Source organism: Parvularcula bermudensis HTCC2503, from assembly GCF_000152825.2.
GTDB classification, from domain to species: Bacteria; Pseudomonadota; Alphaproteobacteria; order Caulobacterales; family Parvularculaceae; genus Parvularcula; species Parvularcula bermudensis.
In genome coordinates this window covers 697964-723078 of record NC_014414.1, presented here as the reverse complement: position 1 = coordinate 723078, position 25115 = coordinate 697964, and the positions used below count along the sequence as shown (strand labels likewise).

Genomic DNA, 25115 nt, shown 5'->3' with positions numbered 1-25115 from the left:
CTCAGTCTTCTTTATATTTGTATCCAACACCGTAGAGGGTTTCGATCTGATCGAATTCGCGGTCAACGACCCTGAATTTCTTGCGCACCCGTTTGATATGGCTGTCGATGGTACGATCATCGACATAGACCTGGTCGTCATAGGCCGCATCCATCAGGGCGTCGCGGGATTTGACGAAGCCGGGCCGCTGGGCAAGTGCCTGAAGGATCAGGAATTCCGTCACGGTCAGGGTGACGGGCGCACCCTTCCAGCTACAGGCATGGCGGAGGGGGTCGAGGGTCAGATCGCCGCGATGGATGATCTGTGCCGTTTCTTCAGGGGTGGGGGCCCGATGACGTTCCTTTTGTCGCCGTAGGACGGCCTTCACCCGTTCGAGAAAAAGCCGCTGAGAAAAGGGTTTTTTCACATAATCGTCGGCGCCCAGGGTCAGGCCGAGGACTTCGTCGATTTCTTCGTCCTTCGAGGTGAGAAAAATCAAAGGGACATCGGATTTTTCCCTAAGTTTCTTCAAAAGATCGATGCCATTGAGGCGCGGCATCTTGATATCGGAAATCACGAGTTCCGGCTCCTTGGCGGCGATCCCCTCAAGGGCCTCCGCCCCATCCTCATAGGTGGTGACGTCGTGACCGTCCGATTCGAGGGCGATCGACACGGAGGTCAGAATATTCTGATCATCGTCGACCAATACGATTTGCGCCATGGAACCTTCCTTATCCGGTTTTTGCTCTTGCCGACACCATGTTGTCGAATTGTGGCAGGCGGGGGGCGGTCCTGGGGCAGCGATGTCCCCGATGGCGGGCGCGGGGGGGCTTGCCGATGTCCGAGGACCCAAGCGGCGCCCTCGGCCTTAGGGGGCGCGGCCTTAGGGGGCGAGCTTATCGATAAACGCGGCGAGCTCGGTATCCCGCGGAGAGAGGCCATCGACATCGTGGGTGGTCAGGGTGATCTCAACCTTGTTGTAGACGTTGGACCATTCAGGATGGTGATCCATTTTCTCCGCCCGCAACGCGATTTGGGTCATGAACCCGAAGGCGTCGATAAAGTTTTCAAAGCGAAATGACGCTGACATCGCATCGCGTCCGTCGACCAGTGTCCAATTGGGGTGGTCGGCAAGAAACCGTTTGCGGTCCTCTGCACTGAGTTTGTCCATGGGTCAGGCCTTTCTTTCGGTCAGCGAGTCGACGAGCCGGTCCGCCCAGGCGGGTACCGCTTCGGCGGCGCGGCCGGCGATGATATGATCGAACATGGTGTCATTTTCCGCTGGGTCACGGTTGATTAAGGTGGTGACCGCCCCCGCTTGCCGGGCGCCCTCCACAAGGCCCGCCGCTGGATAGACTGTCCCTGAGGTGCCGATCGCAACGAAGTGATCCGCCCCCTCAATGGCCGCGGCGATGTCGTCGAGAAAGTGAGGGATCTCGCCGAACCAAACGATGTTCGGCCGCATACCGCCTTGACGCTGACATTGGGGGCAGGCGGTCTTGGTGGACAAATCTTCGGTCAAGGCGACAACGCCCCCGCAGTGGACACAGAGGGCACGGTCCAATTGCCCATGCATCGGGAAAACCGAGTCGCTCCCCGCCCGCTGATGAAGATTGTCGACATTCTGCGTGATCAGCACGAATTCGTGGCGATCTTCCCGAAGACGACGCTCAAGCGCGGCGAGCGCCAGGTGAGCGGCGTTGGGGGCCACGTTCGGCAGTTGGGCACGGCGACGATTGTAGAATGCGTGCACCCGGTCAGGGGTGTGCAAAAAGGCCTCAGGGGTCGCCACATCCTCCAGCCGAACCTGGGACCACACGCCCCCCTCATCGCGGAACGTGTCCACGCCACTATCGGCGCTTATCCCCGCGCCCGTCAGGATCACCAGTCGCATCTGTCGAAACTGTCGTGTTGCGATCGCGCGTCAAGGCTTGCATGTGCGAGAGGCTTAGGGAACACCAAGATACCAATCAGGAGGACTATCGTCGATCCATGGTCGCCCGTTCGCTGTCGTTTCGTGGATGTCGACCGCCCCTTATTGCGGGTCTCGTCGGCTTTCTCCTCTGCGCTCCCTTTCTGGTGAGTTCCGCTCACGCCCAGTATAGTTTCTGTAACAAAACGAGCTATGCCCTGTCCGCAGCGATCGGCTATGTCGACGATGAGGATCTGGTGACGCGGGGCTGGTGGCGTCTGAGGTCGGGCCAGTGCAAACGGGTGCTTTCGGATCGCGTGCAGCCGGGGCGGTATTTCGTCTATGCCGAGGCTATTCCCGGGCATCGGGGCGAATTGCGCACCTGGTCGGGGGAAACCCCGCTCTGTGTGCAGAACGACAGCCTTTTTACCCTCCGCGACCAAAATTCCTGTACCAGCGACCCGCGCCGTCAGCGGCGGTTCCTCCCTGTCGATGTCGATGAGTCCACCGACGGCACCAAGACCACGGAATTCGTCGAGGAAAGCAATTTCACCGCCTTTTCCGCCGAGGTGGCGGGCGTCCAGCGACTGCTAAAGGATATCGGCTTGTATGAGGGGCTGATCGACGGCTCTTTCGGCGGCGAAACCAAGGGGGCGTTGACCCGGTTCGTGCGGCAAAAGGGGCTGGGCAATGCCGGTGCCATTAACGAGACGGTGATCGACGCGCTCATGGCCGAGGCGAATTCGACGGATTCCAATCGCGGTTTTGTGTTCTGCAACGCCACGATGCTGCCTGTATGGGCGGCCTTTGCCCAACCGGACAGTCAGTCGGAGGAATATACGTCCTCGGGCTGGTGGCGCCTTGAGAGTCAGGATTGTGCCAAGGTCCGGCGCGGCAGTGTCGAGAATGAGAATTTCTATGTCTACGGGGTGATGGAGGCCGATGGCCGCTCTGTGCCCCTCGCGGGGGGGGATACCTCCTTTTGTATTTCGACCGTCCAGTTCGAGGCGCCCGGCGATGCGCCCTGTGAGGAGCTGGGCTACGAAACCGCGAATTTCCGCCGGGTCGAAGCGACAAACAGCAAGGCGTGGACCTTCCAATTCACGCCGGAGCTCTTCAATCCCGCCCTGGCGCCGCGAAGCGGCTCGACGAATTGAGGCGGAGAGGAATGGCCTTGGCAGCGTTCGATCATGTCGAGACCTGGATTTTCGACCTTGATAACACTCTCTATCCTGCCGACTGCCATCTCTTCGCACAGATCGACGAGCGGATGACCGGGTTCATCGAGGGCTTTCTGCGCTGCGATCGGGCAAAGGCCCGCCACCTTCAGAAGGATTATTACCGCCGATACGGGACAACCCTTGCCGGGCTGATGGCCGAGCATAACCTGCCGCCCGACGATTTTCTCGATTACGTCCACGACATCGATTTATCGGCTGTCCCCCCGAATGAGCGGCTGGGTATGGCCATTGCGGCCCTACCGGGGCGGAAATATATTTTCACCAATGGCTCCGAGGGTCACGCCGAACGGGTGTCCGATCACCTCGGGGTCTCCCATGCCTTTGACGGCGTTTTCGGGATCGAGACGGGGGATTTCATTCCCAAGCCGCAAGAGGCGGCCTATCACGCCTTTTCCGCTCGGTTCGGCCGGTGCCCGCGCTCAGCGGCCTTTTTCGAGGATATGGCGCCTAATCTGACAGTCCCGGCTGCATTGGGGATGGTCACGATCCTCGTGCAGTCCGACGCGACATGGTTCGAGGATGAGCCACAGGGGAAGCGTCCGGCCATACCCGGGGACCACCCGCCGCATGTCGATCATACGACGTCGGACTTGACTGACTTTGTCGGACGCCTATCGACATTCGGTTCAAATGGGAAAGAAGGTGGATGATGGATATGACGGCGATGGCGACCCTGATCGAAACGGCGTGGGAAAATCGCGACGGGCTGTCCGATCCGGCCAACCGGACCGCCGACCTCGAAGAGGCGGTGGCCAGCGCCCTTGAGGGGCTCGACAGCGGGACCCTGCGCGTCGCCGAGCCGGACGGCAAAGGCGGGTGGACCGTCAATGAATGGCTGAAGAAAGCTGTTTTGCTTTCGTTCCGTCTCTCGGCCAACGTCTCCATCGCCGGCGGCCCCGGCGGCAGCGATTGGTACGACAAGGTCCCGCCTAAATTCATCGGCTGGACCGAGGCCGATTTCGCGCAAGCGGGTTTTCGGGCGGTGCCGCCCTGTGCCGTGCGTTACGGCGCCCATGTCGCCAAGGGCGCCGTCTTGATGCCGAGCTATGTCAATATCGGCGCTTATGTTGGGTCGGGGACCATGGTGGACACCTGGGTGACGATCGGCTCCTGCGCGCAGATTGGCGAGAATTGCCATATTTCCGGCGGTGTTGGCATAGGCGGGGTGCTGGAGCCGATCCAGGCCGCCCCCGTCATTATCGAGGATAATTGTTTTATCGGCGCCCGGTCCGAAGTGGCCGAAGGCGTGATCGTCCGGGAGGGCGCGGTGCTGTCCATGGGCGTCTTCCTGGGGGCCTCGACCAAGATCGTCGATCGGGAGACGGGGGAGGTCACGCGGGGCGAGGTTCCGCCCTATGCCGTGGTGGTGCCGGGGACGATGGGCGGCGGTGCCGACCGGCCCGCGCTGTCCTGCGCGGTGATCGTGAAGCGGGTGGATGAGCGCACGCGCGCGAAAACAGGAATCAATGAGCTGCTCCGCTATTGAGGAGAGATGTCGCTTGTCCTATAACTATGGTTTCGTCGTCGAAACTTTTTGAAAGCGAGTCGTGGTGTGTCCCAGCACTCCCATCTCCACCCCTGGCGCGATGTGATGGTCGATACGGTCCGACTTGACCGCCCCGATCTCTCGATGCGCCAATGGGCCTTGCTGCTGACGGTGTATCTGACGCCGGGACCCCATACGGTTCGGCGCCTGTCGGAGGAATTGAAGGTGCCGAAGCCGGCGATCAGCCGCGCGCTCGATGCCCTGTCGATCCACGGATATATCAAGCGTGCCCGCGACCCCGACGATCGCCGCATTGTCCTGGTGCAGAAGACCGAGGAAGGGGCGATGTTCATCGACCAATTCGCCGGTGTCGTTGAGGAGCGCGAGCGTCAGTCGGATCTCGGCGCCTATTATGGCTGAAGCGCGCGCTCGGCCTTTGACCGTGCGGGCCGTCGCCCCGGCACGGTGGCTGGAACCTGAGGTCCTCGACGACTTCATCGCACTGGCCGCGGCGCAGGGGGGGAGGGTGCTGACCCCCGCCGCGCTGTCATTGCGGGATCATCAGCTATGCGGCACCGATGAGGAGCGGGCCGCCGCGCTGATCGCGGCCTTCGACGATCCTGAGGCGGATATTCTCTGGTGCGTCCGGGGCGGTTATGGTTCGGCGCGCCTTTTGCCTTATGTGCACAAGGCCTTGGCGACTGGGAAAATCGTCATCGGCTATTCCGACATGACGGCCCTGTTTGTGGGCACCGGCGCCGATGGTCCGCGGGCGCCCTTCCTCGCCGTCCATGGTCCCATGCCCGTTGACCTCCTCAAACCGGAGGGGGCGGCGCGTCTTGTCGCGGCGATCGACATGGCCCGAACGGCGAGGGACACTGGCCGCTGGCCGGGATGCGACTGGCGTGGGGGGGGCGTGCGCGCCGGCCAGGGGCGGGGACGTCTCATCGTCGGCAATCTGACCGTTTTACTGTCCCTCCTCGGCACCCCCTACGAGCCGCAGCCGCGCGAGCCGGTCCTCCTCGCCATCGAGGATTGTGGCGAGTATCATTATGCCCTCGACCGTGCCCTCGTGCAGTTGGCGCAGTCCCGGTTTGGCAAGGCGCTTGCCGGGATCGTCCTTGGTGATTTCACTGATCTTGAAGACAATCCGGTGCCCTGGGGGGAGGGGGTGGCGGCCATGGCCCATCGGCATTTCCCCGATTTGCCGATCGCGCACGGCTTCCCCGTCGGCCACGGTCTCGAAAATTCCCCCTTTGCCCTCGGCGCCGCCGCCCAATTGGTGGTCGAGGGCGAGGCCGCCCACCTTACCATTGCTGACACGCCGCTGCCGCTAGCCCCATGACCGAAAACATCGTCATCGTTCCGCATATCATTGCGCGGGAGGCGCCTAATCCGACTGCCGAGGCTGTGACCGATCTGCTCTATGGTGAGCGGCAGAGTGTCCTTGAAGAGACGGCGGACTGGGTGCGCGTTCGCAATCGAGACGACGCCTATGAGGGGTGGATCCCTCAGGCGGCCTTGGCCCCCCTCCCCCCCGAGCCGATGGAGCCAGTGCGCCGTGTGCGGACGCGGTTGGCGACAGCCTATAAAGCGCCGGCGGGCAGAGTGGCCCTTCAGGATATCGGTTTCGCCTCTCCCATCCCCGTGGCCGAAGCGAGGGGCGGCTGGATCCGTGATGGTCATGGCCGGTGGTTTCGGGATCAGGACCTGACGGCCGAGCCGTTGCCGGAGGGGTTCGCCGACCTCGCCCTCTTATTCCTCGGGGTGCCCTATGTCTGGGGCGGCCGCCATGGAGGGGGGATCGATTGCTCGGGGCTCGTCCAGGTCACGGCCCTGGCCAAGGGGCATCATTGCCTGCGGGATACGGGGGACCAGGTGGAGAGCTTTGGCCATCTGCTGGAAGGGACGGCGCGCGATCATCTCCAGCGGGACGATATCCTCTATATGCCGGGCCATGTCGCGATCCTGACCGGTCCCTTGACGGCGGTCCATGCCGATGGTCTCGCCGGATATGTCCATGAACAGGATATCGAAACGATCTTGGCGGAGCGGGGATTTCGCTTCGACGAAGCGACGATACGGCGGCCCGTCCGAGCCCCCCAGTCAGTCGTCTGACCGAGGCTCTTTCCCGTCGATCCCAACAGGGGAGGGGCGCACCTCTGGGTCGGTGAGGCGATGCCCCTCATGGCGTTGGGATTGTTTCTCGCGGTCCGCCGCGCCAAATTGCCGATCGGCTTTTGAGCGCCCATGGGTCGCCCGATTGGCCGCGGCCTGACGCTCCTTTTCGGCCCGTGCCTTGCGCTTGCGTGCCAGCCGAAGATTGATGAGATCACCGCTCATGAGGAAGGGGTCAACCGGGGTTTAGTGGAACCCGGCCTGCTCCGGCATGTCGGATTCCGATCTAGACTCACCGGCGCCGCTCTCTTCGCCACTATCGGCGTCTCCCTCGGCCTCGGCGGTCTCCTCCGGCGCAGGGGCGGGCGCGGGGTAGGGAACGGGATCGTTCGACAAAGAGCCAAGATAGGCCAGGAGGTCGGCCCGCTTTTCTTCCTTCCGGACCATTTGCGCCATTTGGGTGCCCGGGACATAGGCCTGGCTATTTTCGAGATAGGGGTCGAGACGCTCATAGGTCCAGTCGCCTTCCAGACCCTGAAGGGCACTCGAATAGCTAAATCCGCCATGGCTAGCGATATCGCGCCCGACAATACCCCAGAGATTAGGGCCAATGCCGTTGGGCTCCCCCTCTTGGAAGGTGTGGCAGGAACCACAAAGGCCAGCGGCCCGCTGCCCTCGCTCCACCGACGCATTGGCCATCAGCGTGCCAAGGTCGATCTCTTCCTCCTCCTCACCCGCGGCGGTCGGCCCAAGCTCGATCTCCGCTGGAATATAGGCAAGGCCGAAGGGATTCTCCTCATCGGCCTCATGATGGCCATGGTGAGAAAACACTTTGGTCAATGTCGAGATGGTGATCGGCAATCCGAAAGCCAGAAGAAGCGTTGTCAGGATGGCCGCGGCGACCTTGTTCCCGTAGAGGGGATCTTTCATCTCGTATGCCTCACATTTCGGGGCCACGCGGAGCGGCCGGAAAAGCTATTGCAGGCGTGTAACCGCCTCATCCTGCCTCTGCAACGGGACAAATAGCGATGGGAGGCGAAGGAGCGTCGGAATGAAAGAAAAAATCGCGTTTCAAGGGGAGCCTGGGGCGTTTTCTGAGGAAGCGGCGCGAAAATTCCTTTCCCAATACGATCCCCTTCCTTGCTCGAGTTTTGCCGAGGTCTTTCGGGCCGTGGAGGAGGGGGCGGCCCTTGAGGCGCTGGTCCCGGTGGAGAATGCGATCGCCGGCCGGGTCGACGATGTCTACCGCTTGCTGCCCGATATGCCCTTTGTCATCTACGCCGAGCATTTCCTGCCCGTGCATATGCAATTGATGACGATCCCTGGGCGCGATGAAAACGATCTCCGGATCGTGCGCAGTCACCCCATGGCCCTCGGCCAATGCGCCCAAATGATCGCCCGACGAGGGCTGAAGGCGGAGGTGGCGATGGATACCGCCGGCGCCGCCAAAGCGCTCGCCGCAACCCGGGAGGAGGGGGTGGCGGTGATTGCCCCGGAAGCCGCAGCGGCCCTCTATGACCTTGAGATCATCGAGCGAAATGTCCAGGACGCGGACAAGAACGTCACCCGGTTTCTGCGTATTGGTGCCGAAACAGATGCTGTCTGGCCTGACTTATTGTCGGGGCCGGTGCTTACCAGCATCGTCTTTCGCGTGCGAAATATCCCGGCGGCTCTATACAAGGCCCTGGGCGGGTTTGCGACCAATGGGGTGAACCTTTTCAAGCTCGAAAGCTATCAAGAGGATGCGAGCTTCACCGCCACCCGCTTTCAGGCTGAGTTTGAGGGGCATCCGGACGAGCCGCCGGTGCGGCGGGCGCTTGAAGAATTAGGGTGGTTCTCCTCAGACCTCCGCCTGTTGGGCGTGTTCCCGGCCGATCCCTATCGCTCGGCCCAGTCGCGTAGGAGCTGATGGGCGATGGTGAAGGGGGGCGGGACGAACACCCCCGGCTCGCCATTATTGTCGAGGAGGGCCAGGATCTCCTCGCGGTTGAACCAGCGCGCATCGGCGATTTCCTCGGGGTCGAGGGTCAGGGTCTTTGCCGCGACATTGGCGAAATAGCCCACCATCAGGGAGCTCGAAAACGGCCAGGGCTGGCTGAACCGATAATGGGTGGACGTGACCGTCAGGCCCGCCTCTTCTTTGAGTTCTCGGATGACGCAGGATTCAAGGGTCTCGCAGGGCTCGAGATAGCCGGCGAAGGCGGAGTACATGCCTTCGGGGAAACGGGGGCTCCGGCCAAGGCACACATCGCCCTGATGCAGGGGCAGCATGATGGCGACCGGATCGGTACGGGGGAAATGCTGGGCGCCGCTCACCGGATTGATGCGCTTAAAGCCCCCCTCCGCCATGACCGTTTCGCCCCCGTCACGGGCGCAATAGCGGTGCTTGGCGTGCCACCCGGTCAGCCAGGTGGCCTGGCCGGCAATCGCCAGTTCGGTGGGCGATAGGGTCCAGCCGGAATCGCGCAGCGAGGAAAAGGTCGCGCCATCGACGGTGAACGGCGCGGTATGGTCGCGGATATCGGCGGCGAAGCGCGGGGCGCCCTTTTCGAGGCCGAGCAGAATGAGACCCGGATCCCCCTCGGCGCTGTCCAGCACCGAAAGGGGCAGCCACACGAGAGACGTTTCGGGACCGACACGCTTTGTCAGCGGGTTGCCGCGGCTGAGCAGCAGAAGCCGGGCATCCTCTCGCTCCTGCTGGGCTTTGACCCATTCAGGGTCCCGCCGCTCGTTACCGGCACGGTCGAGGGGGTCGAGAGAAAAGGCGTTAGGGTTCGTTGGCTGCATGCCGACGGATCTGCGCGTTCTCTTGGACCGAGGCAATGGGGCCGGGGCAATGGGCCAGGGCTATGGGCCGGGGGCAATGGGGCGGGGGCAATGGCGGCCAAGCGCCGCAGCCTTAGGGCGCGGGGTCCCCTGGTTGCGGCGTACGTTGCAGCGGGCGCGTGTCGAAGCCTTGGCTCTCCGCCACGTCGATAAGGGATTGATAGATCTCGTCATCGAGTTGCGGGGTACGAGAGAGGACCCACAAGAACCGCCCTTCCGGCTCGCCCACCAGGACGGCGCCATAATCGTCCGTCAAGGCGAGGATCCAGTAATCGCCGTCGGCAAAGGAGACCCAGGCGGGGGCAAACCGCACTTTCAGTTTGGCATTGGAGGGGTCGACGATGCGTCCCACGCCCTTGGCCACCTGAACCTCGCCGTCCAGCGTGTCCTTGTAGCATGTGTTCTCGACACTGATCTCCTCAGATGTCTGCACTTCGTAGAACGCGGTGACGCCGACACAGGTATATCGGTTCGTGTCTTCGAAAAAATTCGGATAGCGGGCGATTTCGTACCACAGACCGACATATTTAGAGATATCCACCATGCTGACGGTGTCGGGGGGATAGGTCGCGGGACGATTGTCCGGCGGCATCTTGCACGCCGCCACAGCCATGCTGAGTGCCGCGAGGGCATAAAATTTCCGGTTCATTGAGATCTCCCTGCGGGGCGCCCTTTCTTCGGGGCCCTGTCGACTTCTGATCGGGATTTAGGGTCGCGCTTTTCGAGGACCATGCCGAGGGGCGAGCGCCTCGCGCAGCATCCCTCCTTTTCGATTGCGGGCCTTGCAATTGCGGGCTGTCTTCGCCACGTCGCCTGTCGGAGGGTCGCGCGGACGGGCGCCTCGCCAACCCGGTCAGGTCCGGAAGGAAGCAGCCGTAACGAGTTTCCGTCCCGGGTCGCGTTGGCTCTCCACCCCCTTTTTCACTCGCCGTTGCTATCCTCGGTCGGCGTTTCCCCCTCATCGGCGGGGGGCCCCGGCTGCGGAAGCGGCTGGGCCAGACTGTCGGTCCGCAACAGCTCCGCGATCTGGGCCAGATAGATGTCGGCCTCTCGCGCATAAGCGCCGATCAAGGGGGCCAACTCTTCGGCCGTCGGCACGCGCTCCGCTCGGCGTGCGGCCACCCGGGCGGCCCGCAATCGCCCAAAATCCTCATGGGCCGCATAGAGGCTCGCCAGATCCTGTGTGGCGGTGATCAGGCTAGAAAAGCCTTCATCGCGCCGGCGCCCGTAAACCGCATTGGCCTCCACCGCCGCGCCGGCGCTGCCCCATCCTGTGGCCAGCGCGGCCTGGGCGATGGCCAGGCGAGGGGGGATCACATCAATTCGGTCGAGCAGCGCGCGGGGAGTGGTCAGCCTTAGGCCATAGCGGCGCGCGATCTGGGCCGCCTCGGCTTCTTCTTCGAGGCTGAGACGCCCCCGTCGTCGTCGCTCCGCCGCCAGCTCCTTAAGCCGGACGCGATCGGTCTCGATCCGCTGATTGGTCGCCTCCACCACTTGGGCAAGGGTCGCAATGAAAAGGGGGCGACGCTCATCGAGGGGGAGGCTGGAAAAGCCGGTGGGAAAGCGGGTGGGGATGAGGGCGGCGTCCTCAAGACCGTCGCGCAGCTCCGCCATGGTTTCGGGCGCCATCAGATCCGGGTCGTCTCCGGGGGGCGGCGCCAGGACGCTGGCAAACCAGGCGCCAACGACGATCGACGCCCCCACCGCGCCGAGCCGTGCCCACATCGCGCCCCGATCAAGGCTCGTGCCGTCTTCGGCCATGGTGACTTTGAGGGCGCGGCCCACCAGCGGGGCGGTCCACCCCTGAATGACCAGGGAAAGCAGGACCACGACCGTCGCGGCACTGACGAAAAAGCTGCCGTTCTCGACGCCTATCGCCGCGGGGATGAGACCAAGAAAGACGGGCGTGGCGCCGCGCAGTCCCGCCCAGGAGACAAAGGCCATGTCTCGGCTTCGGAAGCGGAAGGGGAGAAGAGAGGCGACGACCCCGATGGGGCGGGCAAGTAAGATCAAGGCAAGGCTGAGCAGGAAGGCGGGCAGGGCGACATCCGCCAGAAGCGAGGGCGTGACGAGAAGACCCAGCACCAGAAAAAGGCCAGTTTGCGCCAGCCAGGCTAGCCCGTCCATCACCCCCGCGGCGCGCTGGGTGAAATCGGGGGCCGTGCGTGCCATGGTGAGCCCCGTGAGGTAAATCGCCAAAAAGCCGCTGCCCCCCACCGTTTCGGCAAGGCCGAAGGCCATGAAGCCAAAGCCCGCGACAAGGATCGTGAGGAGGCCTTGGGGGAGGGTCATGTCGGTCAACAGCCTGGGCACCAGGTGCCCCATCCCGATGCCGACGATCGTTCCCAGGCTCAATTTCGCGATAAAACTCCCCGCCCAATCGGTGGCACTCATCGGGTCGAGGGCCAAAGACGAGGCGAGCCCAATCACCAGAAAAATCGCGATCGGATCATTGAGGCCGGATTCGACTTCGAGGACCGCCCGCACTTTGATCGGCATCCTAAGGCCGGTGGCGGCAAGGGCGAAGACGGCGGCGGCATCGGTGGAGCTGACGATGGCGCCCAGCAGCAAGGCCTCGGTCCAGCCGAGGCCGAAGGCGATATGGGCGATTGGCGCCAATACCACCGCCGTCAGGATGGTGCCGAGTAGGGCGAGGGTCAAACCAGGCCATACCCCAATGGAGAAGGTGCGCGCCTCGGTTCTGAGGCCGCCTTCGAACAGGATCGAGGCGAGCGCCGCCGACCCCCAGACCAGGACCGTCTGGCTGGCGTCCAGGGACACCCCGCCCGGCCCCTCCCGCCCCGCGAGCATTCCCACGAGAAGGAAGATGAGGAGAATGGGCGCATCAATCTTTTGACCGGCCGCGCCTGCGAGAATGGCCCCAACGGAGAGGGCCGAAATGCCGAGTATGACGATCCCTATATCCATTAAGGGGCTTTGACGGCTCGCCGCCGCTGCCGTCCAGCGTAAAGTCGGATCGGGCGGTCCCTGGGACTGAAATAAAGGGAGGAGGGAAAGGGCCGCATCCCCCCCGGCCCCTTTTCCCTAAGGTGCGTTACGTCCGATCGACGATCGCTTCGCGAAGATCGTCGATACAGGCGACGGTTCGTCTGATATCGAACTTTTCGACGGCGCGCCGGCGGCCTGCTTCCTGTTGGGTCCGGCGCAGGGGGGTATTCTCGATGAGGGCGCGGACGGCTGACGAGATATGGTCAGGCGTGACGGCGTCGAGATAGGTGGCTGCCTCTCCGCCAACTTCCGGCAGGCCGCCGCGGCGGGACGCAATAAGGGCCGCCCCCGTCACCATCGCCTCAAGGGCAACACGGCCAAAGGTCTCGTCCCATTTTGAGGGAACGACGACGATCTCGGCCGCCTGAAAGTGCGCCATCACGTCAGGATACGGCCGATAGCCGAGCCATTCGCCCTGGGGCCCAAGGGCAGCAATCTCCGCCCTGACGGCCTCGCCATAGGCCTCCTCTCCCCGGTCCGGCTGTCCGATCATCACCGCGTTCCAGTCCGGATAATGCGGCAGGGTTCGCCGCATGGCCTTGGCAAAATCGAGGGCGCCTTTATTGGCGATGATCCGCCCGGCAAAGAGGATCGTCTTCCGTTTCGCTTGTGGAGCGTAAGGGTAGAGGTCCGTGTCAAGACCGTTCCACGCCACCGCCGCGCGGTCGACGAAACGGGGATAGGCGGCGGTGAAATGATCGCAAGCGAATTGCGAAACGAAGGCGATTTGGGTCAAGGGCGCGATCCGCCTCGACAGGCGTATTCGGGACACTGGCCCTTTGGGCGCTTTGATTTGGCTATGCTTCACCAACATGACCGGCAGGGGGGCGATCTGTCTGGCAATGTGAGAGGCGCATTTCACCTGTTGATGAACTTCGACAAAATCCGGGGGCTGATCTTTGAGAAGTCGTTTGACCCGCTTGGTATAGGCATGAAGACCGCCGTCGGTCGGCACTGGTCGATAAGAAAGATCGGAAAAAGGGGTGTTGGTTTGGGGCGCAATGACAGTAATGTCGTCCCTGTGGCGGGAATATAGGCCTGCATCGTGGGCACAAAGAACGACGGCAGAGGCCCCATCAGGGGAATAAGTGGTATTTGGCGCCAGAACGATGGCGATGCGCATGGCAGTTCCCATTGCGTAACGGTGAACGCATCGGCGGGTCTCCGCCCGGTGGCGAGGGGGGATCGTCACGGCACCGGGGCACCGTGACGAAATCTCCTCTTAAGGGCCGGATGCCCCTCGCGGATTAGTACCGATAGCCCTCAGGCTTGAACGGGCCTTTTTGGCCGACGCCGATATAGGCCGCTTGTTCTTCCGTCAGCTCACTGAGGTGAGCGCCGACATGAGCGAGGTGAAGGGCGGCGACCTTCTCGTCGAGATGCTTCGGCAAGACGTAAACGCGGTTCTCGTACTTGCCGTCTTCGTTATTCGCGAACAGCTCGATCTGCGCGAGGGTCTGGTTCGTGAAGCTCGCCGACATGACAAAACTGGGATGGCCCGTGGCATTGCCCAGATTGACCAACCGCCCCTCCGACAAGAGGATCATCCGCTTACCGTCGGGTTTGGTGATCATATCGACCTGGGGCTTGATGTTGTCCCATTCCCAGTTGCGGGTGGCCTCAACCTGAATCTCATTGTCGAAATGGCCGATATTGCAGACGATCGCCATGTCTTTCATGCGGCGCATGTCGTCGATGGTCACAATGTCCTTATTTCCCGTGGCGGTGACGACGATGTCGGCTTGGGCCGCGCCGTCGGCCATCGTCACCACCTCAAAGCCGTCCATCGCCGCTTGCAGGGCGCAAATGGGGTCGACTTCGGTGACCATGACGCGGCATCCGGCGCCGCGCAGGGACTGGGCCGAGCCCTTGCCGACATCACCATAACCGGCGACCAGGGCCTTCTTGCCGGCCATCATCACATCCGTCCCCCGACGGATTGCATCCACAAGGCTCTCTTTACAGCCATATTTATTGTCGAATTTCGACTTGGTGACGCTGTCGTTCACATTGATCGCGGGGAAGGGGAGGGTCCCCTTCTTTTCGCGTTGATAAAGGCGAAGAACCCCAGTCGTCGTCTCCTCGGTCACCCCTTTGATCGAGGCTTTGACGCGGGAGTAGAACCCTGGATCGCGGGCGAGCCGGCGTTTGATCGTCTCGAATACGATCCGCTCTTCCTCATTGCCCGGATTGTCGAGGACGGATGGATCGGTTTCCGCTTCTGACCCCAAGAGGATAAGCATGGTGGCATCGCCGCCATCGTCGAGGATCATATTGGCGATTTCACCATCGGGCCATTCCCACAGGCGATCCGCATAGGCCCAATATTCTTCGAGGGTCTCGCCCTTCTTCGCGAAGACAGGCGTCCCGTTCGCGGCAATGGCGGCCGCGGCGTGATCCTGGGTCGAATAGATGTTGCAGGAGGCCCAGCGGACCGTGGCACCCAGAGCTTCGAGCGTTTGAATCAGCACAGCGGTCTGGATCGTCATATGCAACGATCCGGCGATCCGCGCGCCCTTGAGGGGCTGGGACCCGCCAAATTCGGCCCGGGTTTGCATCAGGCCAGGCATCTCATGCTCGGCGATCTTGATTTCCTTATTTCCAAAGTCGGCAAGGCCGATATCGGCAATCTCGTAGTCGTTGGCCACGGAGGCATCCTTCCGGTGATGATCTGAACTGAAGTTTATCAGCGCCAATCCAATATATAAAGGGATCTTTATATAGCGTGACTTGGCGTTAGGTAATGGGTCTCCATGGCGCTCGTTGCGGCATGAGAAAGCCGCGCATCGGCGATGGCCTTCACCAGGCGCTCCCGATTAACGGGCTTTGTCACATAGCCTTCGAAGCCAAGGGCGATGAAGCGGGTAATGTCGTCCGAAAAGGCATGGGCCGACACGGCAAGGACCGGCGGGCAGGCCCCACCCAGGCGCTCTCGGAGAACGCGGAGTGTTTCAGGACCGTCCATGCCCTCCATACTGATATCCACCAGGATGACGTCGAACACGTCCGCGCTGGTGGCTAGGGCCACCCCCTCTTCGCCGCTTAGGCATGTCGTTAGCTGGGCGCCAAGGGGGCGGAGGAGGGCGTCGATGACGGTCAGATTGACGCGATTGTCGTCGATGACCAACAGACGAAGCCCAGAAATGGTCTCAAGATCCCTGCGGCCATTCATGTGCCTCTCGGGGAGGGATTTCGTCGCGGCTTCGGGCAGGGGCAAGCAGACGCTGAATTCCGATCCGACGCCAGCGACCGATTTCAAGATCACTTCGCCGCCCATTTGGGCCGTCAGGGCTTTGACGATCGACAGACCAAGACCGGTGCCGCCGAACCGTCGGGTCGTGGTTGCGCCTTCGGCTTGGGTGAAGGGCATGAAGATCTTTGCCTGCTGCTCGTCACTCATCCCGATCCCGGTATCTTTGACGGACAGCACAATGTCGGTTGCCCCTTTTCCGCGGTGAAGTCCGATGGTGACTCCCCCCGATTGGGTGAATTTCAGGGCATTTCCGATGAGGTTGGTGAGGATCTGTGTCAGGCGTTGTTCGTCCCCCTCGCGCAGCATCGGCAGGCTGCGATCGATGTCGGTCGTGAAGGTCAGACCGGCATTTCGCGCCTGTTGGGCAAAAAGCGCATGGACCCGCTCAATCGCGCGATCGAGTCGGAAGGGCGCTTTGTCGATCTCCAGCTTGCCGGCTTCGATCTTCGACAAATCGAGGCTGTTGTTCAGCATTTGAAGGAGGAGGGCACCGGAATCGCGAATGGTCTCGGCCTTCGACCGGCTATCCTCAGGCAGGGCGGACGCGGCCAGGGCCTCGGCCATGCCTAAAATACCGTTGAGGGGCGTGCGGATTTCATGGCTCATCGTGGCCAGGAACACGCTCTTGGCGCGACTTGCCTGTTCGGCCGCTGCCCGTTCTTCCTCACGCTGCTGCGTGACCGTCCGGATCGCCTTCGCGCCGCTCAGCAGGGCAAGGATCACCAACATTTCAATCGTCAGGAGGGCAGCGCAATCGCGGAGATAGAAAGAGGGATCTACTGCCATCTGATAGATCGGCAAACCTGCCATATAGACAAGGGGCGGGATCGCGGCGGAGATCATCACAAGTATACGAGTGTTCTGGTGAAGAGCTGTATGCAGAAGATTCCCGGATAACATCGTGTAGGCGATCGCCTGGCCGGCCGGGATGTCACTGATCCAGACATAGACCGGGAAGAGGCCGTAACACATACTGGCCTGAAACGCGCTCAGCACACCGAAGCGGCAGTGCCAGGGCAAGGCCGATTCCGTGCAGCGAGACAGTCGATACCACACAATGGCATCGGTCAATTGGCTTCCCAGGATGAGGAGATAGATCGCGACGCAGAGGAGGTGATCTAGGCGGCCCGTGGCACTGACGGCGCTGACGCCAACAGTGATGACGAACAGACGCGTCGGCAGCTCACGCATGCGCTTTTCGGCAATGATGCGCCAACTTATCTCAGCAAAGAACGAAGTCATAGGAACGCCATCAATGAGGTGTGCGCCCCTGGGGGAGCGCTCCCGACATCGTTGAATGGGGGGATGAGTGTCACCGGAACGGTCAATCGGGACGCCTCCTGAAGTATCCTTTTTTTATCGACCTATCAGAGTTCGATTAATCAGGGTTTACTGAGGAGCGCGCGTAATCCTTCGCGATAGGAAGGATATCTGAGGCCTGTTGGCAAAAGAGTGTGAAGTCTCTGATTTTTCAGGCGTTTATTGTCGACATAGAAGCTTCGCGCCATCGGTGACAGGGCGGCGGCTTCGAAGGCGACGGCGGGGGGCGGCTCCTTGCCGAGGAGGGCGGCCGCGTAAAGGATTACATCCTGCGGGGGGCTTGGAAGGTCGTCTGCGCCGTTAACGATTGCCGGCCACGTCTCGGCTTCGGCCAGGGCGAGGAGGAGACGGGCAATATCCTCCACATGGATCCGATTGAAGACTTGCCCTTCCTTGATCACCCGTTGCGACAGCCCTGACTTTGCGCCCTGGCTGTCCGTCATCAAGCTGTTCAGCGCGTTGCGGCCGGGGCCGTAGATCCCCGCGAGACGACAGAGGACAAGGTCGAGCCCAAACGCCGCCGCCAGATCCTGCCAGGCCGCCTCGGCCGCCAATCGCCGCCGACCGCGCTCACCGCTCGGGCTGGGGGGCGTCGTCTCGTCGATCCACGCGCCGCCATGGTCGCCATAGACCCCCGAAGAGGAGAGGTAGATCACGCGGGTCGACGGCGAGGGGCACGCCTCGGCAAGGGCTGCCGCCGCTGGACACCCGTCGCCCTGAGGCGAGATGGACACCACGATCAGATCCGCCGTTGATATCGCCGCGCGCGGGAGGGGCGTGCCAGCCTCCCACAGATACGGCTCGATCCCGGCTTGGCTTAGGGCTTTTGCCTTATGGGTGTCTCTTGTCGTTCCCGAAACGAGCCACCCCTCAGCGAGGGCTTGGTCGGCGAAGACCCGGGCTGAATAGCCCGCCCCAAGGAGAAGTACCTTACTCACCCAGGATCTCCGGCAAGAGGTCATTCATCCGGGCGGCGATCATTGTCGCCACCTCATGGAACCTGTCCGCCGTCCCGCCATAGGGGTCAGGGATATCGAAGGGGGCGAAGCGGGCGATCTGTGCGCGCCTATTCGGGGGTGCGAGGTCCAGCACGTCTTCGTAATTTCGTCCATCCATCGTCAGGATATGGTCGACTTCGTAGAAATCGGCGAGGTCGAGTTGCCGCGCCCGGTGGGCCGATAGATCAAGCCCGATGGCAGCCGCCGCCTGGCCCATCGCGGCATCGGCGGGGCGCCCCTGGTGCCAGGGGCCGGTCCCACGGCTGCCTACGGCCAGGTTCAGGCCCAGGTTCAGGCCCAGGTTCAGGCCCAGGTTCAGGCCATGGGTCCGCGCCCATTGACGCGCCGCGGCCTCCGCCACCGGTGAGCGGCAAATGTTGCCAAGACAGACAAAAAGAAGGGCGCGGCGCTCCATCGGTGAGACTTTGGTCGCCCCAGCAGCGGAGAGCAAGCTGACAGCCGGGACGGTCTTCGCGCGCCCCGCCGCATGGGGTAAGGCGCTCTGCCTATGGCCGATGCCTCGCTCTTCCCCACCAGCTCACCGAAACGCCGCGTCCGTGTCCTGCTGCCGCTGCCGGTGGGAGATGGCTATGACTACACCGTGCCGGCGGGCATGCGCCTCGTGCCGGGGGCGTTCGTCCGTGTTCCTCTCGGCCCTCGCCAGGTCGCCGGCGTTGTCTGGGCGCTCGATCCGGCAGGAGAGGTCGCCGACGACAAGCTCAAGCCCATTACGGCTCAATACGACACGCCCCCCCTGGCCGAGGCGACCCGGCGCTTTGTCGATTGGGTCGCGGGGTACACCTTATCCCCCCGCGGAACGGTCCTGCGATTGGTGATGCGCGCCGGTCAGCAATTGACGCCCCCCAAGGCTCGCTTGGCCTATCGCCTGCCCGACCCCGTTCCGCCGGGCTTGCGCATGACAGAGGCAAGGGCGCGGGTCATCGAGATCTTGCGCCGTCAGGGCGGGGGGCCATTGGTGGCGGCCGACCTCGCCAAGGACGCCGATGTGACACCGGGGGTGTTGAAAGGGCTCGCCGCGGCGGAGGGGCTGATCCCAGAGGAGGTTGCGCGGGATGCCCCGTTCGGTCGACCCGACCCCCACCTTCCCGGGCGGGCGCTGTCGGAGCATCAGGCCGCGGCTGCCGAGAGTCTTTCGGCGGCGGTCCATGCCGGAGGCTATCGCGCCTTCCTCCTCGACGGGGTGACAGGCTCGGGGAAAACCGAGGTTTATCTGGAGGCGGCGGCGGCGGCGCTCAAGAAAGACCCCGACGCCCAAATTTGCATCCTTCTGCCCGAGATCGGCCTGACCCTGCCTTTTCTCGAACGGATCCATCGCCGCTTCGGCACGGCCCCGGCGCATTGGCATTCCGATTTGTCCCAAGGCACCCGCCGGCGTGTGTGGCGCGGGGTGGCCGACGGCTCGGCAAAGGTGGTTGTCGGGGCGCGCTCCGCGCTGTTTCTGCCGTTTCGCCGCCTCGCCTTGATCGTCGTCGACGAGGAACATGAGCCTGCTTACAAACAGCATGACGGGGTCCTCTATCAGGCGCGGGACATGGCGGTGGCCCGGGCGGCGCAGGATGGGTTTCCCGTCCTCCTCGTCTCCGCCACCCCGTCCCTCGAAACCCTCGCCAATGTGGAGGAGGGCCGGTATGACCGGGTAGCCCTTGCGGTGCGGTACGGCCCTGCGCGATTGCCGGAAACGGCCATCGTCGATATGCGCGCCGATCCGCCCGAGCGGGGCCAGTGGCTCTCCCCGATCGCCATCGACGCGGTGACGACTTGCCTCGCGGCGGGGGAGCAGGTGTTGCTCTATCTGAACCGGCGCGGATACGCTCCTGTCACCCTCTGCCGAACTTGCGGGGAACGGATGACGGCTCCCGGCAGCGATACCTGGCTGGTGGAGCATCGGTATTCGGGGCGGCTTGTCTGCCACCATACGGGCTATTCTATCCCAAAGCCGGACCATTGCCCCCATTGCGGGGCGCCCGACAGTCTGACCCCCTGCGGTCCCGGCGTGGAGCGCATCGCCGAGGAGGCGGCGGCCCGCTGGCCGGACGCCCGCCTGGCCATCCTTTCCTCCGACACCATGACCGCGCCCGGCGCGATGCGACAAACCTTAGAGCGGATGACCGCAGGCGAGATTGACATCCTGGTGGCCACCCAGGCGGCGGCCAAGGGGCACAATTTCCCGGGATTGACCCTCGTCGTGGCGGTCGATGCCGATCTTGGTCTGGCGGGGGGGGATCTGCGGGCGGCCGAGCGAACCTACCAGACCCTGGCCCAGGTTTCCGGCCGGGCAGGCCGGGCAGAGCGGCCAGGGCGGGTCCTACTGCAGAGCTACCAACCGGAGAGCCCGGTGATCTGTGCCCTGGCGGCGGGGGATCGGGAGGGCTTCACCGAGGCGGAACTGGAGGGTCGGGCCCAACTTGGCTTTCCTCCCTTTGGTCGGCTCGCCGCGGTGATCCTGTCCGGCGATAATGAAGCGCGGCTGACGCGGTTCGCCCACGACCTCGCCCTCGCCGTCCCCCATGCCGAGGGGGTCGAGATCTGGGGCCCGGCGCCCGCCCCCCTCTATCGGTTGAAAGGCATCTATCGGCAGCGGTTCTTAGTCAAAACCGGTCGGCGGGTCTCGATCCAGGCTGTGCTGAAAAGCTGGCTGGGGCCGATCAAATTGCCGAGCGGCATTCGACGGACCGTTGATATCGACCCCTATAGCTTCACTTGAACGGCGCTATCCCCGTCATAAGAGGAAATTTTAGAATGGCAGCTTCATGCCGGGCGGCAGGGGGAAGCCTTCGGTGAGCGATTTCATCTGCTCGGCGGATTTCTCTTCGAGTTTTGCCTTTGCATCATTGATGGCGGCGGTGACCAAGTCTTCCAGGACTTCTTTTTCGTCTTCGGCAAAGAGTTTGGGATCGATCGACACTTTCGACGCATAGCCTTTGCCGTTGAGGGTGACGCTGACCAACCCCGCCCCGGCGCTGCCGCTGGCCTCAAGTCCCGCCATTTGCGTCTGGATCTCTTCCATCTTCTTTTGCAGGCCCGCCGCCTGTTTCATCATGTCGCTGAAATTCTTCATCATGGTCGGTCTCCTGTCAGAGGTGAGGCGCCGTTTCGGGCATGAACGGTAGGTCGGTATCCCAAGGCGTGGTGCCAAGCCGTGTCAGCATGGCGTGGATCTGTCCGCGGTGATGGGTCCCGTGATTGAAAAAATGGACGATAAGCTGTCGGCGGGGCCGGGACATTTGCCGTCCCGTGGCGCCGGAAAACCAGCTGAGGTCCCCTTCGAGGTCTTGGGGGTCGAGGCTTTCCGCCCACCGGATGATGAGCGCGTCGACATCCCGGCGTCGCGCGCAAAACGCCCCCCAGGGCAGGGGTGCTGTGCCGTCCGCGATCGAGGTCGCCTGCGGCGCGGGGGCCGCCCCGAACCTCGATAGCCATATGCTATCACCCCAGAGGAGATGGGCGAAGGTGGCGTCGATGGAGCCGAAGAAGGCCCCTTGATCCGCGGCCCTGTCCCCATCGCTGAGGGTGTCGGCGGCGATCATCAGGCTTTGGTTTTGCCAGCGTGTATAGGCCGCCATCATCCGGGCATAGGAAGGGGTGATCATGCGCTGTCCTCCCCCGGCGCCGTTGGCGACGACAGGGGCCGCACCGCCGCGATACGCGCCTTGGGAAACGCGGAAAGGGCCGCATTCACCACTGGATTGGCCTTGATGGCCTGGTTTCGTCGCCCCCTGATGGTCGGCACCTCCCCAGGGTCGGCGACGATCGACACGATCCATGGCCGGCCGGTCCATGCCTTGAGCGCCTGACCAAGACGTCCAGTGAGATCCTTCGGCGCGGCCTCCGTCACCGCCACATCAAGACGCCCGGTCTCCAAATGCACAGGGATCAGGCATGTCTCTATTTCTTCGCGCAGGCGGGCATCGCGCTTAACGCCCGCTAGCGCTGCGATATCATCGAGGGTTTCGATTGTCGGAGACGGCGCGGGGGAAGGGGCGGTGAGCATCGGGCGTGCCGGACGTTCAGGCGACGGTTGAGCAGGGTCTGGGGCGGTATGGGGCCCCGCGTCCGGGGCGGCGTTCACCGCGACCGCCACTTGCCCGCCCGTGGGCGACCAGCTGCCTTGGGGCCCCGTCGCGGCGCCGGTTGGGGCGCGCTCCGCCGATGGTGCGGCCTGGGGCGCGGCCTGGGGCGCGGCCTGGGGCGCGGCCTGGGGCGCGGCTTGGGCGGCGGCCTGGGGAGCAGCCTGGCCGAGCGCCTTGAGCGCCTCCTCCGGCGTCGGTTGCCCGGCGGCATAGGCGACGCGGATCAAGCCAATCTCCGCGGCTGCGGCGGCGTCCGGCGCATTTTGCACCTCCTCAAGGGCCTTCATGAGCAAGGACCAGGAGCGGGTCAGGGCGGGGAGCGGGACCCCATGAGCCATGGCCTGCGCGCGCTCGGTATCGGCCTCGCCCGCCTGTCCGTGGGCCGCGGCCTCGTCCCCGGCCACAAGGGTCCTGGTCAGCAGGTGGGTGAGGGACAGAAGGTCACGCATGACCTGCCCGGCATCGGCGCCGCCGTCATATTGCTCCCGAAACAGCCGAAGGGCAGTCTTGGCATCGCCCGCCATTGCGGCCCCCAGAAGGTCCCAGGTCTGGGTGCGGTCCACAAGGCCCAGCATGTCGCGGATATCAGCGGCGCCAATCGCCTCCCCCGCCTTTTGGACCAAGGCCTGGTCCAAGAGGGACAGCGCATCTCTCACCGACCCCTCAGCAGCCTGGGCGATCATGTCGAGGGCTTCTTTGCTGATCGCCGCCTCTTCCTTCTCGGCAATGCCTGCCAAATGAGCTGATAGCGAAGTGATATCAAAGCGCCGTAGGTCGAAGCGCTGGCATCGGGACAGGACCGTCACCGGGACCTTGCGGATCTCCGTGGTCGCAAAGATGAATTTGACGTGGGCCGGGGGTTCTTCGAGGGTCTTGAGCAGCGCGTTGAACGCATTGGTCGACAGCATATGGACTTCGTCGATGATGTAGACCTTGTAGCGTCCTTCGATCGGCGCGTATCGGACGCCTTCGATCAGTTCCCGAATGTCGCCGACCCCGGTGCGGGAGGCGGCGTCCATCTCATAGACATCCGGGTGACGGCTTTCGGCGATGGCCCGACAATGCCGACCCTCAACAGGCATATCGACGGTGGGGCGATCGATCGTTTCGGTTTCGTAATTAAGGGCTCTGGCGATGATTCTTGCCGTCGTGGTCTTGCCCACCCCCCGGACCCCGGTGAGGATGAAAGCATGGGCAATCCGGTCGGCGGCAAAGGCGTTGCGCAGCGTTCTGACCATGGCCTCATGCCCAAGAAGGTCATCGAAGCTCTGGGGGCGATATTTGCGCGCCAGGACGCGATAGCCTGGAGAGGTCGGGGGCGGGGAAAGGTCGTCGGTCACCCCCCGGCTCTAGCCTGTCGTCCTGGCGCTGCAAAGCGGTGCGTGCGGTCTAGAGCTGGCGATAGCTGAACCGCGCCCGGCAGCCATTGTCGACCCAGATCCCTCCCTTGGTGAGGCCCCATTCGCGATTTCGCCGACAGGGGGCATCGGACCATCTCGTCTGCACCCTGATGTCGGAAAAGGCGGTGGGGATGGCGCATTCGCGATAGCGCCAGTCCTCACTACTGCAACTTACTGAGGATAAGTCCTGGGGCGGCGGGGGGGGCGATGGCGCCCAGGATTGGCCGCCGGTGACCGTGAACCGCGCGCGGCAATGACGATCGACCCACACCATGCGCCGTCCGACGCCCCAGTCGAGACCGAGACGGCAGGGGCCGCCATCAAGGCGGATCTGGCTGATATGTCCGGGCGCGGGGCACTCCCGATAGGCGCCGGCCGCTGCGCAGGTGACCCGGCGGACGGTCTGATGGCGCCTGTCCCCGCCCTCGGCGGGACGCCCTGTACTATAGCCGGCCGAGGGTTTCACGCCGTGCCGCCCGCCCTCAAGGAAGGCATCGAGATCGGTGGTCGGGGGATCTCCGGCGGCTCCCAGGGACAGGGCCACCGCGCCGATGATAAGGGATGGGGACAGCATGAGCGTTTCTCCTTTGTTGGTATGTGTAAGGAGAAGTCAGACAGACGACCGCGGCGGCAATGCGGCGGCGGCGGCTGGGAAACGGGCCGATACAAGGCGATTTCACGGCGAGCTGTGGGGCGAAGGGGAGGGCGGCTGTCCTTCGGGCGCTTTCCCTGACCTACGGCCGAGAGCCAAGGTCCGGCCCCCCAGGGCTCCCCGGCTTGGGCCCGTCGCATTGGGTCGGCGACACCTCACCGCGACCGTCGAGCCGGAGCTTGATGATGGGCGCCAGGGCCGCCTCCTCGACCGCGGCGATCAGGCGGCGGTTCAGGGTCACAAGGGGCACCCCCTCTCGCATGGCCAGGGCCACATAGAGGCAATCAAAGACCGGCTCGCCGATCCGTCGGGCCAGGGCGAAGGCGCGGTCGATGAGCGCCTCATCGGGTGTCAGCGCCAATTCAGTGCGCAAGAGCGGGAGAATAGCCGCGGCGCTGTCACCGGGAAGGCCGCTCACCCGGTCGTAGCGCCAGAGGACATTGGCCAGCTCGACCATGATATAGCTCGGGGCGAGGGGCGCATGGGCCGATTTGAGCGCAAGGGCGTTTTGGGTGACCGGGCTTGCGACCATCCAGGCGGCAACCACGGGCGCATCGAACACGGCGCGGCTCATCGCTCGCGGGCTTCTCTGACGATGATGGCGGGGTCGAAGGCGGTTTGCGCCGTCGCAGCCCGCAAATCGGCCGCCAGACGATCAAACGCCGCCGATGGGGCCTCGGCCGTTTCCGTCAAGACGTCACGGAGATATTGCTCAAGGGAAACGCCTTTTTCAGCCGCCAGTCGTTTGAGGGATGAAACGACGCCTTCTTCGAGTTTTCGGACCAGCACTTGAGCCATGGCGAGAGTGTAGGGTGATGCGTGCGAGGAGG

General features: G+C 63.4%; 27 protein-coding genes and 1 other RNA gene. 9 read left to right on the top strand and 19 right to left on the bottom strand.

What is annotated here, in order from left to right:
- Nucleotide 1: 1 nt before the first annotated feature.
- The 3 genes from PB2503_RS03510 to PB2503_RS03500 form a co-directional block, all read right to left on the bottom strand.
- Nucleotides 2-700, bottom strand: coding sequence for a response regulator transcription factor (locus PB2503_RS03510; protein ID WP_013299845.1), 699 nt, complete (start codon nt 698-700; stop codon nt 2-4).
- 162 nt (nt 701-862) lie between these two features.
- The gene (locus PB2503_RS03505; RefSeq protein ID WP_013299844.1) at nt 863-1150 is read right to left on the bottom strand and encodes a 4a-hydroxytetrahydrobiopterin dehydratase; all 288 of its coding nucleotides are present in this window, start codon (nt 1148-1150) and stop codon (nt 863-865) included.
- Nucleotides 1151-1153: 3 nt separating this feature from the next.
- Nucleotides 1154-1873, bottom strand: a complete 720-nt coding sequence (locus tag PB2503_RS03500; RefSeq protein WP_013299843.1) for an NAD-dependent deacylase — start codon at nt 1871-1873, stop codon at nt 1154-1156.
- A 98-nt stretch (nt 1874-1971) separates the two neighbouring features.
- On the opposite strand from PB2503_RS03500, the gene PB2503_RS03495 reads away from it, so the two are divergent.
- From PB2503_RS03495 to PB2503_RS03470, 6 genes are all read left to right on the top strand, one after another.
- A complete protein-coding gene (locus PB2503_RS03495) occupies nt 1972-3048 on the top strand; it encodes a DUF1036 domain-containing protein (protein WP_013299842.1) in 1077 nt (358 codons plus the stop codon).
- 11 nt (nt 3049-3059) lie between these two features.
- The gene (locus PB2503_RS03490; RefSeq protein WP_013299841.1) at nt 3060-3782 is read left to right on the top strand and encodes a pyrimidine 5'-nucleotidase; all 723 of its coding nucleotides are present in this window, start codon (nt 3060-3062) and stop codon (nt 3780-3782) included.
- Nucleotides 3782-4618 (top strand): 2,3,4,5-tetrahydropyridine-2,6-dicarboxylate N-succinyltransferase, encoded by an 837-nt coding sequence (gene dapD / locus PB2503_RS03485; protein ID WP_013299840.1) that lies wholly within the window; start codon nt 3782-3784, stop codon nt 4616-4618. The genes PB2503_RS03490 and dapD overlap by 1 nt, the downstream gene beginning before the upstream one ends.
- Nucleotides 4619-4684: 66 nt before the next feature.
- Nucleotides 4685-5038: a MarR family winged helix-turn-helix transcriptional regulator gene (locus PB2503_RS03480; RefSeq protein ID WP_013299839.1), complete on the top strand. Its 354-nt coding sequence runs from the start codon at nt 4685-4687 to the stop codon at nt 5036-5038.
- Nucleotides 5031-5963 (top strand): LD-carboxypeptidase, encoded by a 933-nt coding sequence (locus tag PB2503_RS03475; RefSeq protein WP_013299838.1) that lies wholly within the window; start codon nt 5031-5033, stop codon nt 5961-5963. The genes PB2503_RS03480 and PB2503_RS03475 overlap by 8 nt, the downstream gene beginning before the upstream one ends.
- Entirely contained in the window at nt 5960-6736 is a 777-nt protein-coding gene (locus tag PB2503_RS03470; RefSeq protein ID WP_013299837.1) for a C40 family peptidase, read from the top strand. The genes PB2503_RS03475 and PB2503_RS03470 overlap by 4 nt, the downstream gene beginning before the upstream one ends.
- Here PB2503_RS03470 and PB2503_RS03465 read toward each other — a convergent pair.
- Entirely contained in the window at nt 6725-6961 is a 237-nt protein-coding gene (locus PB2503_RS03465) for a DUF4169 family protein (RefSeq protein WP_013299836.1), read from the bottom strand. The two genes, PB2503_RS03470 and PB2503_RS03465, sit on opposite strands and share 12 nt — an antisense overlap.
- Before the next feature lie 21 nt (nt 6962-6982).
- On the bottom strand, nt 6983-7666 hold the full coding sequence (locus tag PB2503_RS03460) for a c-type cytochrome (RefSeq protein ID WP_013299835.1): 684 nt from the start codon (nt 7664-7666) through the stop codon (nt 6983-6985).
- A gap of 121 nt (nt 7667-7787) precedes the next feature.
- Between PB2503_RS03460 and PB2503_RS03455 the strand changes: the two genes are divergently transcribed.
- Nucleotides 7788-8645 carry a prephenate dehydratase gene (locus PB2503_RS03455; protein WP_013299834.1) on the top strand — a complete coding sequence of 286 codons (858 nt, stop codon included), beginning with the start codon at nt 7788-7790 and terminating at the stop codon, nt 8643-8645.
- On the opposite strand, the gene nudC is transcribed toward PB2503_RS03455, so the two are convergent.
- Nucleotides 8615-9523, bottom strand: a complete 909-nt coding sequence (nudC, locus tag PB2503_RS03450; protein ID WP_013299833.1) for an NAD(+) diphosphatase — start codon at nt 9521-9523, stop codon at nt 8615-8617. The genes PB2503_RS03455 and nudC overlap by 31 nt on opposite strands.
- A 112-nt stretch (nt 9524-9635) precedes the next feature.
- Nucleotides 9636-10211 carry a lipocalin family protein gene (locus PB2503_RS03445; RefSeq protein ID WP_013299832.1) on the bottom strand — a complete coding sequence of 192 codons (576 nt, stop codon included), beginning with the start codon at nt 10209-10211 and terminating at the stop codon, nt 9636-9638.
- Between the two features lie 169 nt (nt 10212-10380).
- Between PB2503_RS03445 and ffs the strand changes: the two genes are divergently transcribed.
- An RNA gene (gene ffs, locus PB2503_RS14270) (signal recognition particle sRNA small type) lies at nt 10381-10476 on the top strand.
- Between the two features lie 7 nt (nt 10477-10483).
- Here ffs and PB2503_RS13750 read toward each other — a convergent pair.
- From PB2503_RS13750 to PB2503_RS03415, 6 genes are all read right to left on the bottom strand, one after another.
- Nucleotides 10484-12490: a potassium/proton antiporter gene (locus PB2503_RS13750; protein WP_013299831.1), complete on the bottom strand. Its 2007-nt coding sequence runs from the start codon at nt 12488-12490 to the stop codon at nt 10484-10486.
- A gap of 127 nt (nt 12491-12617) precedes the next feature.
- A complete protein-coding gene (locus PB2503_RS13745) occupies nt 12618-13694 on the bottom strand; it encodes a glycosyltransferase family 4 protein (protein ID WP_013299830.1) in 1077 nt (358 codons plus the stop codon).
- A 124-nt stretch (nt 13695-13818) separates the two neighbouring features.
- Entirely contained in the window at nt 13819-15219 is a 1401-nt protein-coding gene (gene ahcY, locus PB2503_RS03430) for an adenosylhomocysteinase (protein ID WP_013299829.1), read from the bottom strand.
- Nucleotides 15220-15287: 68 nt separating this feature from the next.
- Complete coding sequence (locus tag PB2503_RS03425) at nt 15288-17066, bottom strand: ATP-binding protein (protein ID WP_083810956.1); 1779 nt, start codon at nt 17064-17066, stop codon at nt 15288-15290.
- Between the two features lie 140 nt (nt 17067-17206).
- Nucleotides 17207-18082 carry an NAD-dependent epimerase/dehydratase family protein gene (locus tag PB2503_RS03420; protein WP_013299827.1) on the bottom strand — a complete coding sequence of 292 codons (876 nt, stop codon included), beginning with the start codon at nt 18080-18082 and terminating at the stop codon, nt 17207-17209.
- On the bottom strand, nt 18075-18557 hold the full coding sequence (locus PB2503_RS03415) for a low molecular weight protein-tyrosine-phosphatase (protein WP_013299826.1): 483 nt from the start codon (nt 18555-18557) through the stop codon (nt 18075-18077). The genes PB2503_RS03420 and PB2503_RS03415 overlap by 8 nt, the downstream gene beginning before the upstream one ends.
- Before the next feature lie 93 nt (nt 18558-18650).
- On the opposite strand from PB2503_RS03415, the gene PB2503_RS03410 reads away from it, so the two are divergent.
- Complete coding sequence (locus tag PB2503_RS03410; RefSeq protein ID WP_013299825.1) at nt 18651-20867, top strand: primosomal protein N'; 2217 nt, start codon at nt 18651-18653, stop codon at nt 20865-20867.
- A 30-nt stretch (nt 20868-20897) separates the two neighbouring features.
- On the opposite strand, the gene PB2503_RS03405 is transcribed toward PB2503_RS03410, so the two are convergent.
- The 6 genes from PB2503_RS03405 to PB2503_RS03380 form a co-directional block, all read right to left on the bottom strand.
- Entirely contained in the window at nt 20898-21221 is a 324-nt protein-coding gene (locus PB2503_RS03405; RefSeq protein WP_041535226.1) for a YbaB/EbfC family nucleoid-associated protein, read from the bottom strand.
- Between the two features lie 16 nt (nt 21222-21237).
- Entirely contained in the window at nt 21238-21753 is a 516-nt protein-coding gene (locus tag PB2503_RS03400; RefSeq protein ID WP_013299823.1) for a DinB family protein, read from the bottom strand.
- A complete protein-coding gene (locus tag PB2503_RS03395) occupies nt 21750-23573 on the bottom strand; it encodes a DNA polymerase III subunit gamma/tau (protein WP_013299822.1) in 1824 nt (607 codons plus the stop codon). Before PB2503_RS03395 ends, PB2503_RS03400 begins: the two co-directional genes overlap by 4 nt.
- Before the next feature lie 49 nt (nt 23574-23622).
- The gene (locus PB2503_RS03390; protein WP_013299821.1) at nt 23623-24207 is read right to left on the bottom strand and encodes a DUF3011 domain-containing protein; all 585 of its coding nucleotides are present in this window, start codon (nt 24205-24207) and stop codon (nt 23623-23625) included.
- A gap of 160 nt (nt 24208-24367) precedes the next feature.
- Nucleotides 24368-24859 carry a type II toxin-antitoxin system VapC family toxin gene (locus tag PB2503_RS03385; RefSeq protein ID WP_013299820.1) on the bottom strand — a complete coding sequence of 164 codons (492 nt, stop codon included), beginning with the start codon at nt 24857-24859 and terminating at the stop codon, nt 24368-24370.
- A complete protein-coding gene (locus tag PB2503_RS03380; RefSeq protein WP_013299819.1) occupies nt 24856-25083 on the bottom strand; it encodes a FitA-like ribbon-helix-helix domain-containing protein in 228 nt (75 codons plus the stop codon). The genes PB2503_RS03385 and PB2503_RS03380 overlap by 4 nt, the downstream gene beginning before the upstream one ends.
- Nucleotides 25084-25115 lie beyond the last annotated feature (32 nt).

Bases quoted from the DNA above. Each gene is read 5' to 3' on its own strand.
- PB2503_RS03510 (WP_013299845.1), bottom strand. From the start codon at position 700: ATGGCGCAAATCGTATTGGTCGACGATGATCAGAATATTCTGACCTCC.
- PB2503_RS03505 (WP_013299844.1), bottom strand. From the start codon at position 1,150: ATGGACAAACTCAGTGCAGAGGACCGCAAACGGTTTCTTGCCGACCAC.
- PB2503_RS03500 (WP_013299843.1), bottom strand. From the start codon at position 1,873: ATGCGACTGGTGATCCTGACGGGCGCGGGGATAAGCGCCGATAGTGGC.
- PB2503_RS03495 (WP_013299842.1), top strand. From the start codon at position 1,972: ATGGTCGCCCGTTCGCTGTCGTTTCGTGGATGTCGACCGCCCCTTATT.
- PB2503_RS03490 (WP_013299841.1), top strand. From the start codon at position 3,060: ATGGCCTTGGCAGCGTTCGATCATGTCGAGACCTGGATTTTCGACCTT.
- dapD (WP_013299840.1), top strand. From the start codon at position 3,782: ATGGATATGACGGCGATGGCGACCCTGATCGAAACGGCGTGGGAAAAT.
- PB2503_RS03475 (WP_013299838.1), top strand. From the start codon at position 5,031: ATGGCTGAAGCGCGCGCTCGGCCTTTGACCGTGCGGGCCGTCGCCCCG.
- PB2503_RS03470 (WP_013299837.1), top strand. From the start codon at position 5,960: ATGACCGAAAACATCGTCATCGTTCCGCATATCATTGCGCGGGAGGCG.
- PB2503_RS03465 (WP_013299836.1), bottom strand. From the start codon at position 6,961: ATGAGCGGTGATCTCATCAATCTTCGGCTGGCACGCAAGCGCAAGGCA.
- PB2503_RS03460 (WP_013299835.1), bottom strand. From the start codon at position 7,666: ATGAAAGATCCCCTCTACGGGAACAAGGTCGCCGCGGCCATCCTGACA.
- PB2503_RS03455 (WP_013299834.1), top strand. From the start codon at position 7,788: ATGAAAGAAAAAATCGCGTTTCAAGGGGAGCCTGGGGCGTTTTCTGAG.
- nudC (WP_013299833.1), bottom strand. From the start codon at position 9,523: ATGCAGCCAACGAACCCTAACGCCTTTTCTCTCGACCCCCTCGACCGT.
- PB2503_RS03445 (WP_013299832.1), bottom strand. From the start codon at position 10,211: ATGAACCGGAAATTTTATGCCCTCGCGGCACTCAGCATGGCTGTGGCG.
- PB2503_RS13750 (WP_013299831.1), bottom strand. From the start codon at position 12,490: ATGGATATAGGGATCGTCATACTCGGCATTTCGGCCCTCTCCGTTGGG.
- PB2503_RS13745 (WP_013299830.1), bottom strand. From the start codon at position 13,694: ATGCGCATCGCCATCGTTCTGGCGCCAAATACCACTTATTCCCCTGAT.
- PB2503_RS03425 (WP_083810956.1), bottom strand. From the start codon at position 17,066: ATGACTTCGTTCTTTGCTGAGATAAGTTGGCGCATCATTGCCGAAAAG.
- PB2503_RS03415 (WP_013299826.1), bottom strand. From the start codon at position 18,557: ATGGAGCGCCGCGCCCTTCTTTTTGTCTGTCTTGGCAACATTTGCCGC.
- PB2503_RS03410 (WP_013299825.1), top strand. From the start codon at position 18,651: ATGGCCGATGCCTCGCTCTTCCCCACCAGCTCACCGAAACGCCGCGTC.
- PB2503_RS03405 (WP_041535226.1), bottom strand. From the start codon at position 21,221: ATGAAGAATTTCAGCGACATGATGAAACAGGCGGCGGGCCTGCAAAAG.
- PB2503_RS03400 (WP_013299823.1), bottom strand. From the start codon at position 21,753: ATGATCACCCCTTCCTATGCCCGGATGATGGCGGCCTATACACGCTGG.
- PB2503_RS03390 (WP_013299821.1), bottom strand. From the start codon at position 24,207: ATGCTGTCCCCATCCCTTATCATCGGCGCGGTGGCCCTGTCCCTGGGA.
- PB2503_RS03385 (WP_013299820.1), bottom strand. From the start codon at position 24,859: ATGAGCCGCGCCGTGTTCGATGCGCCCGTGGTTGCCGCCTGGATGGTC.
- PB2503_RS03380 (WP_013299819.1), bottom strand. From the start codon at position 25,083: ATGGCTCAAGTGCTGGTCCGAAAACTCGAAGAAGGCGTCGTTTCATCC.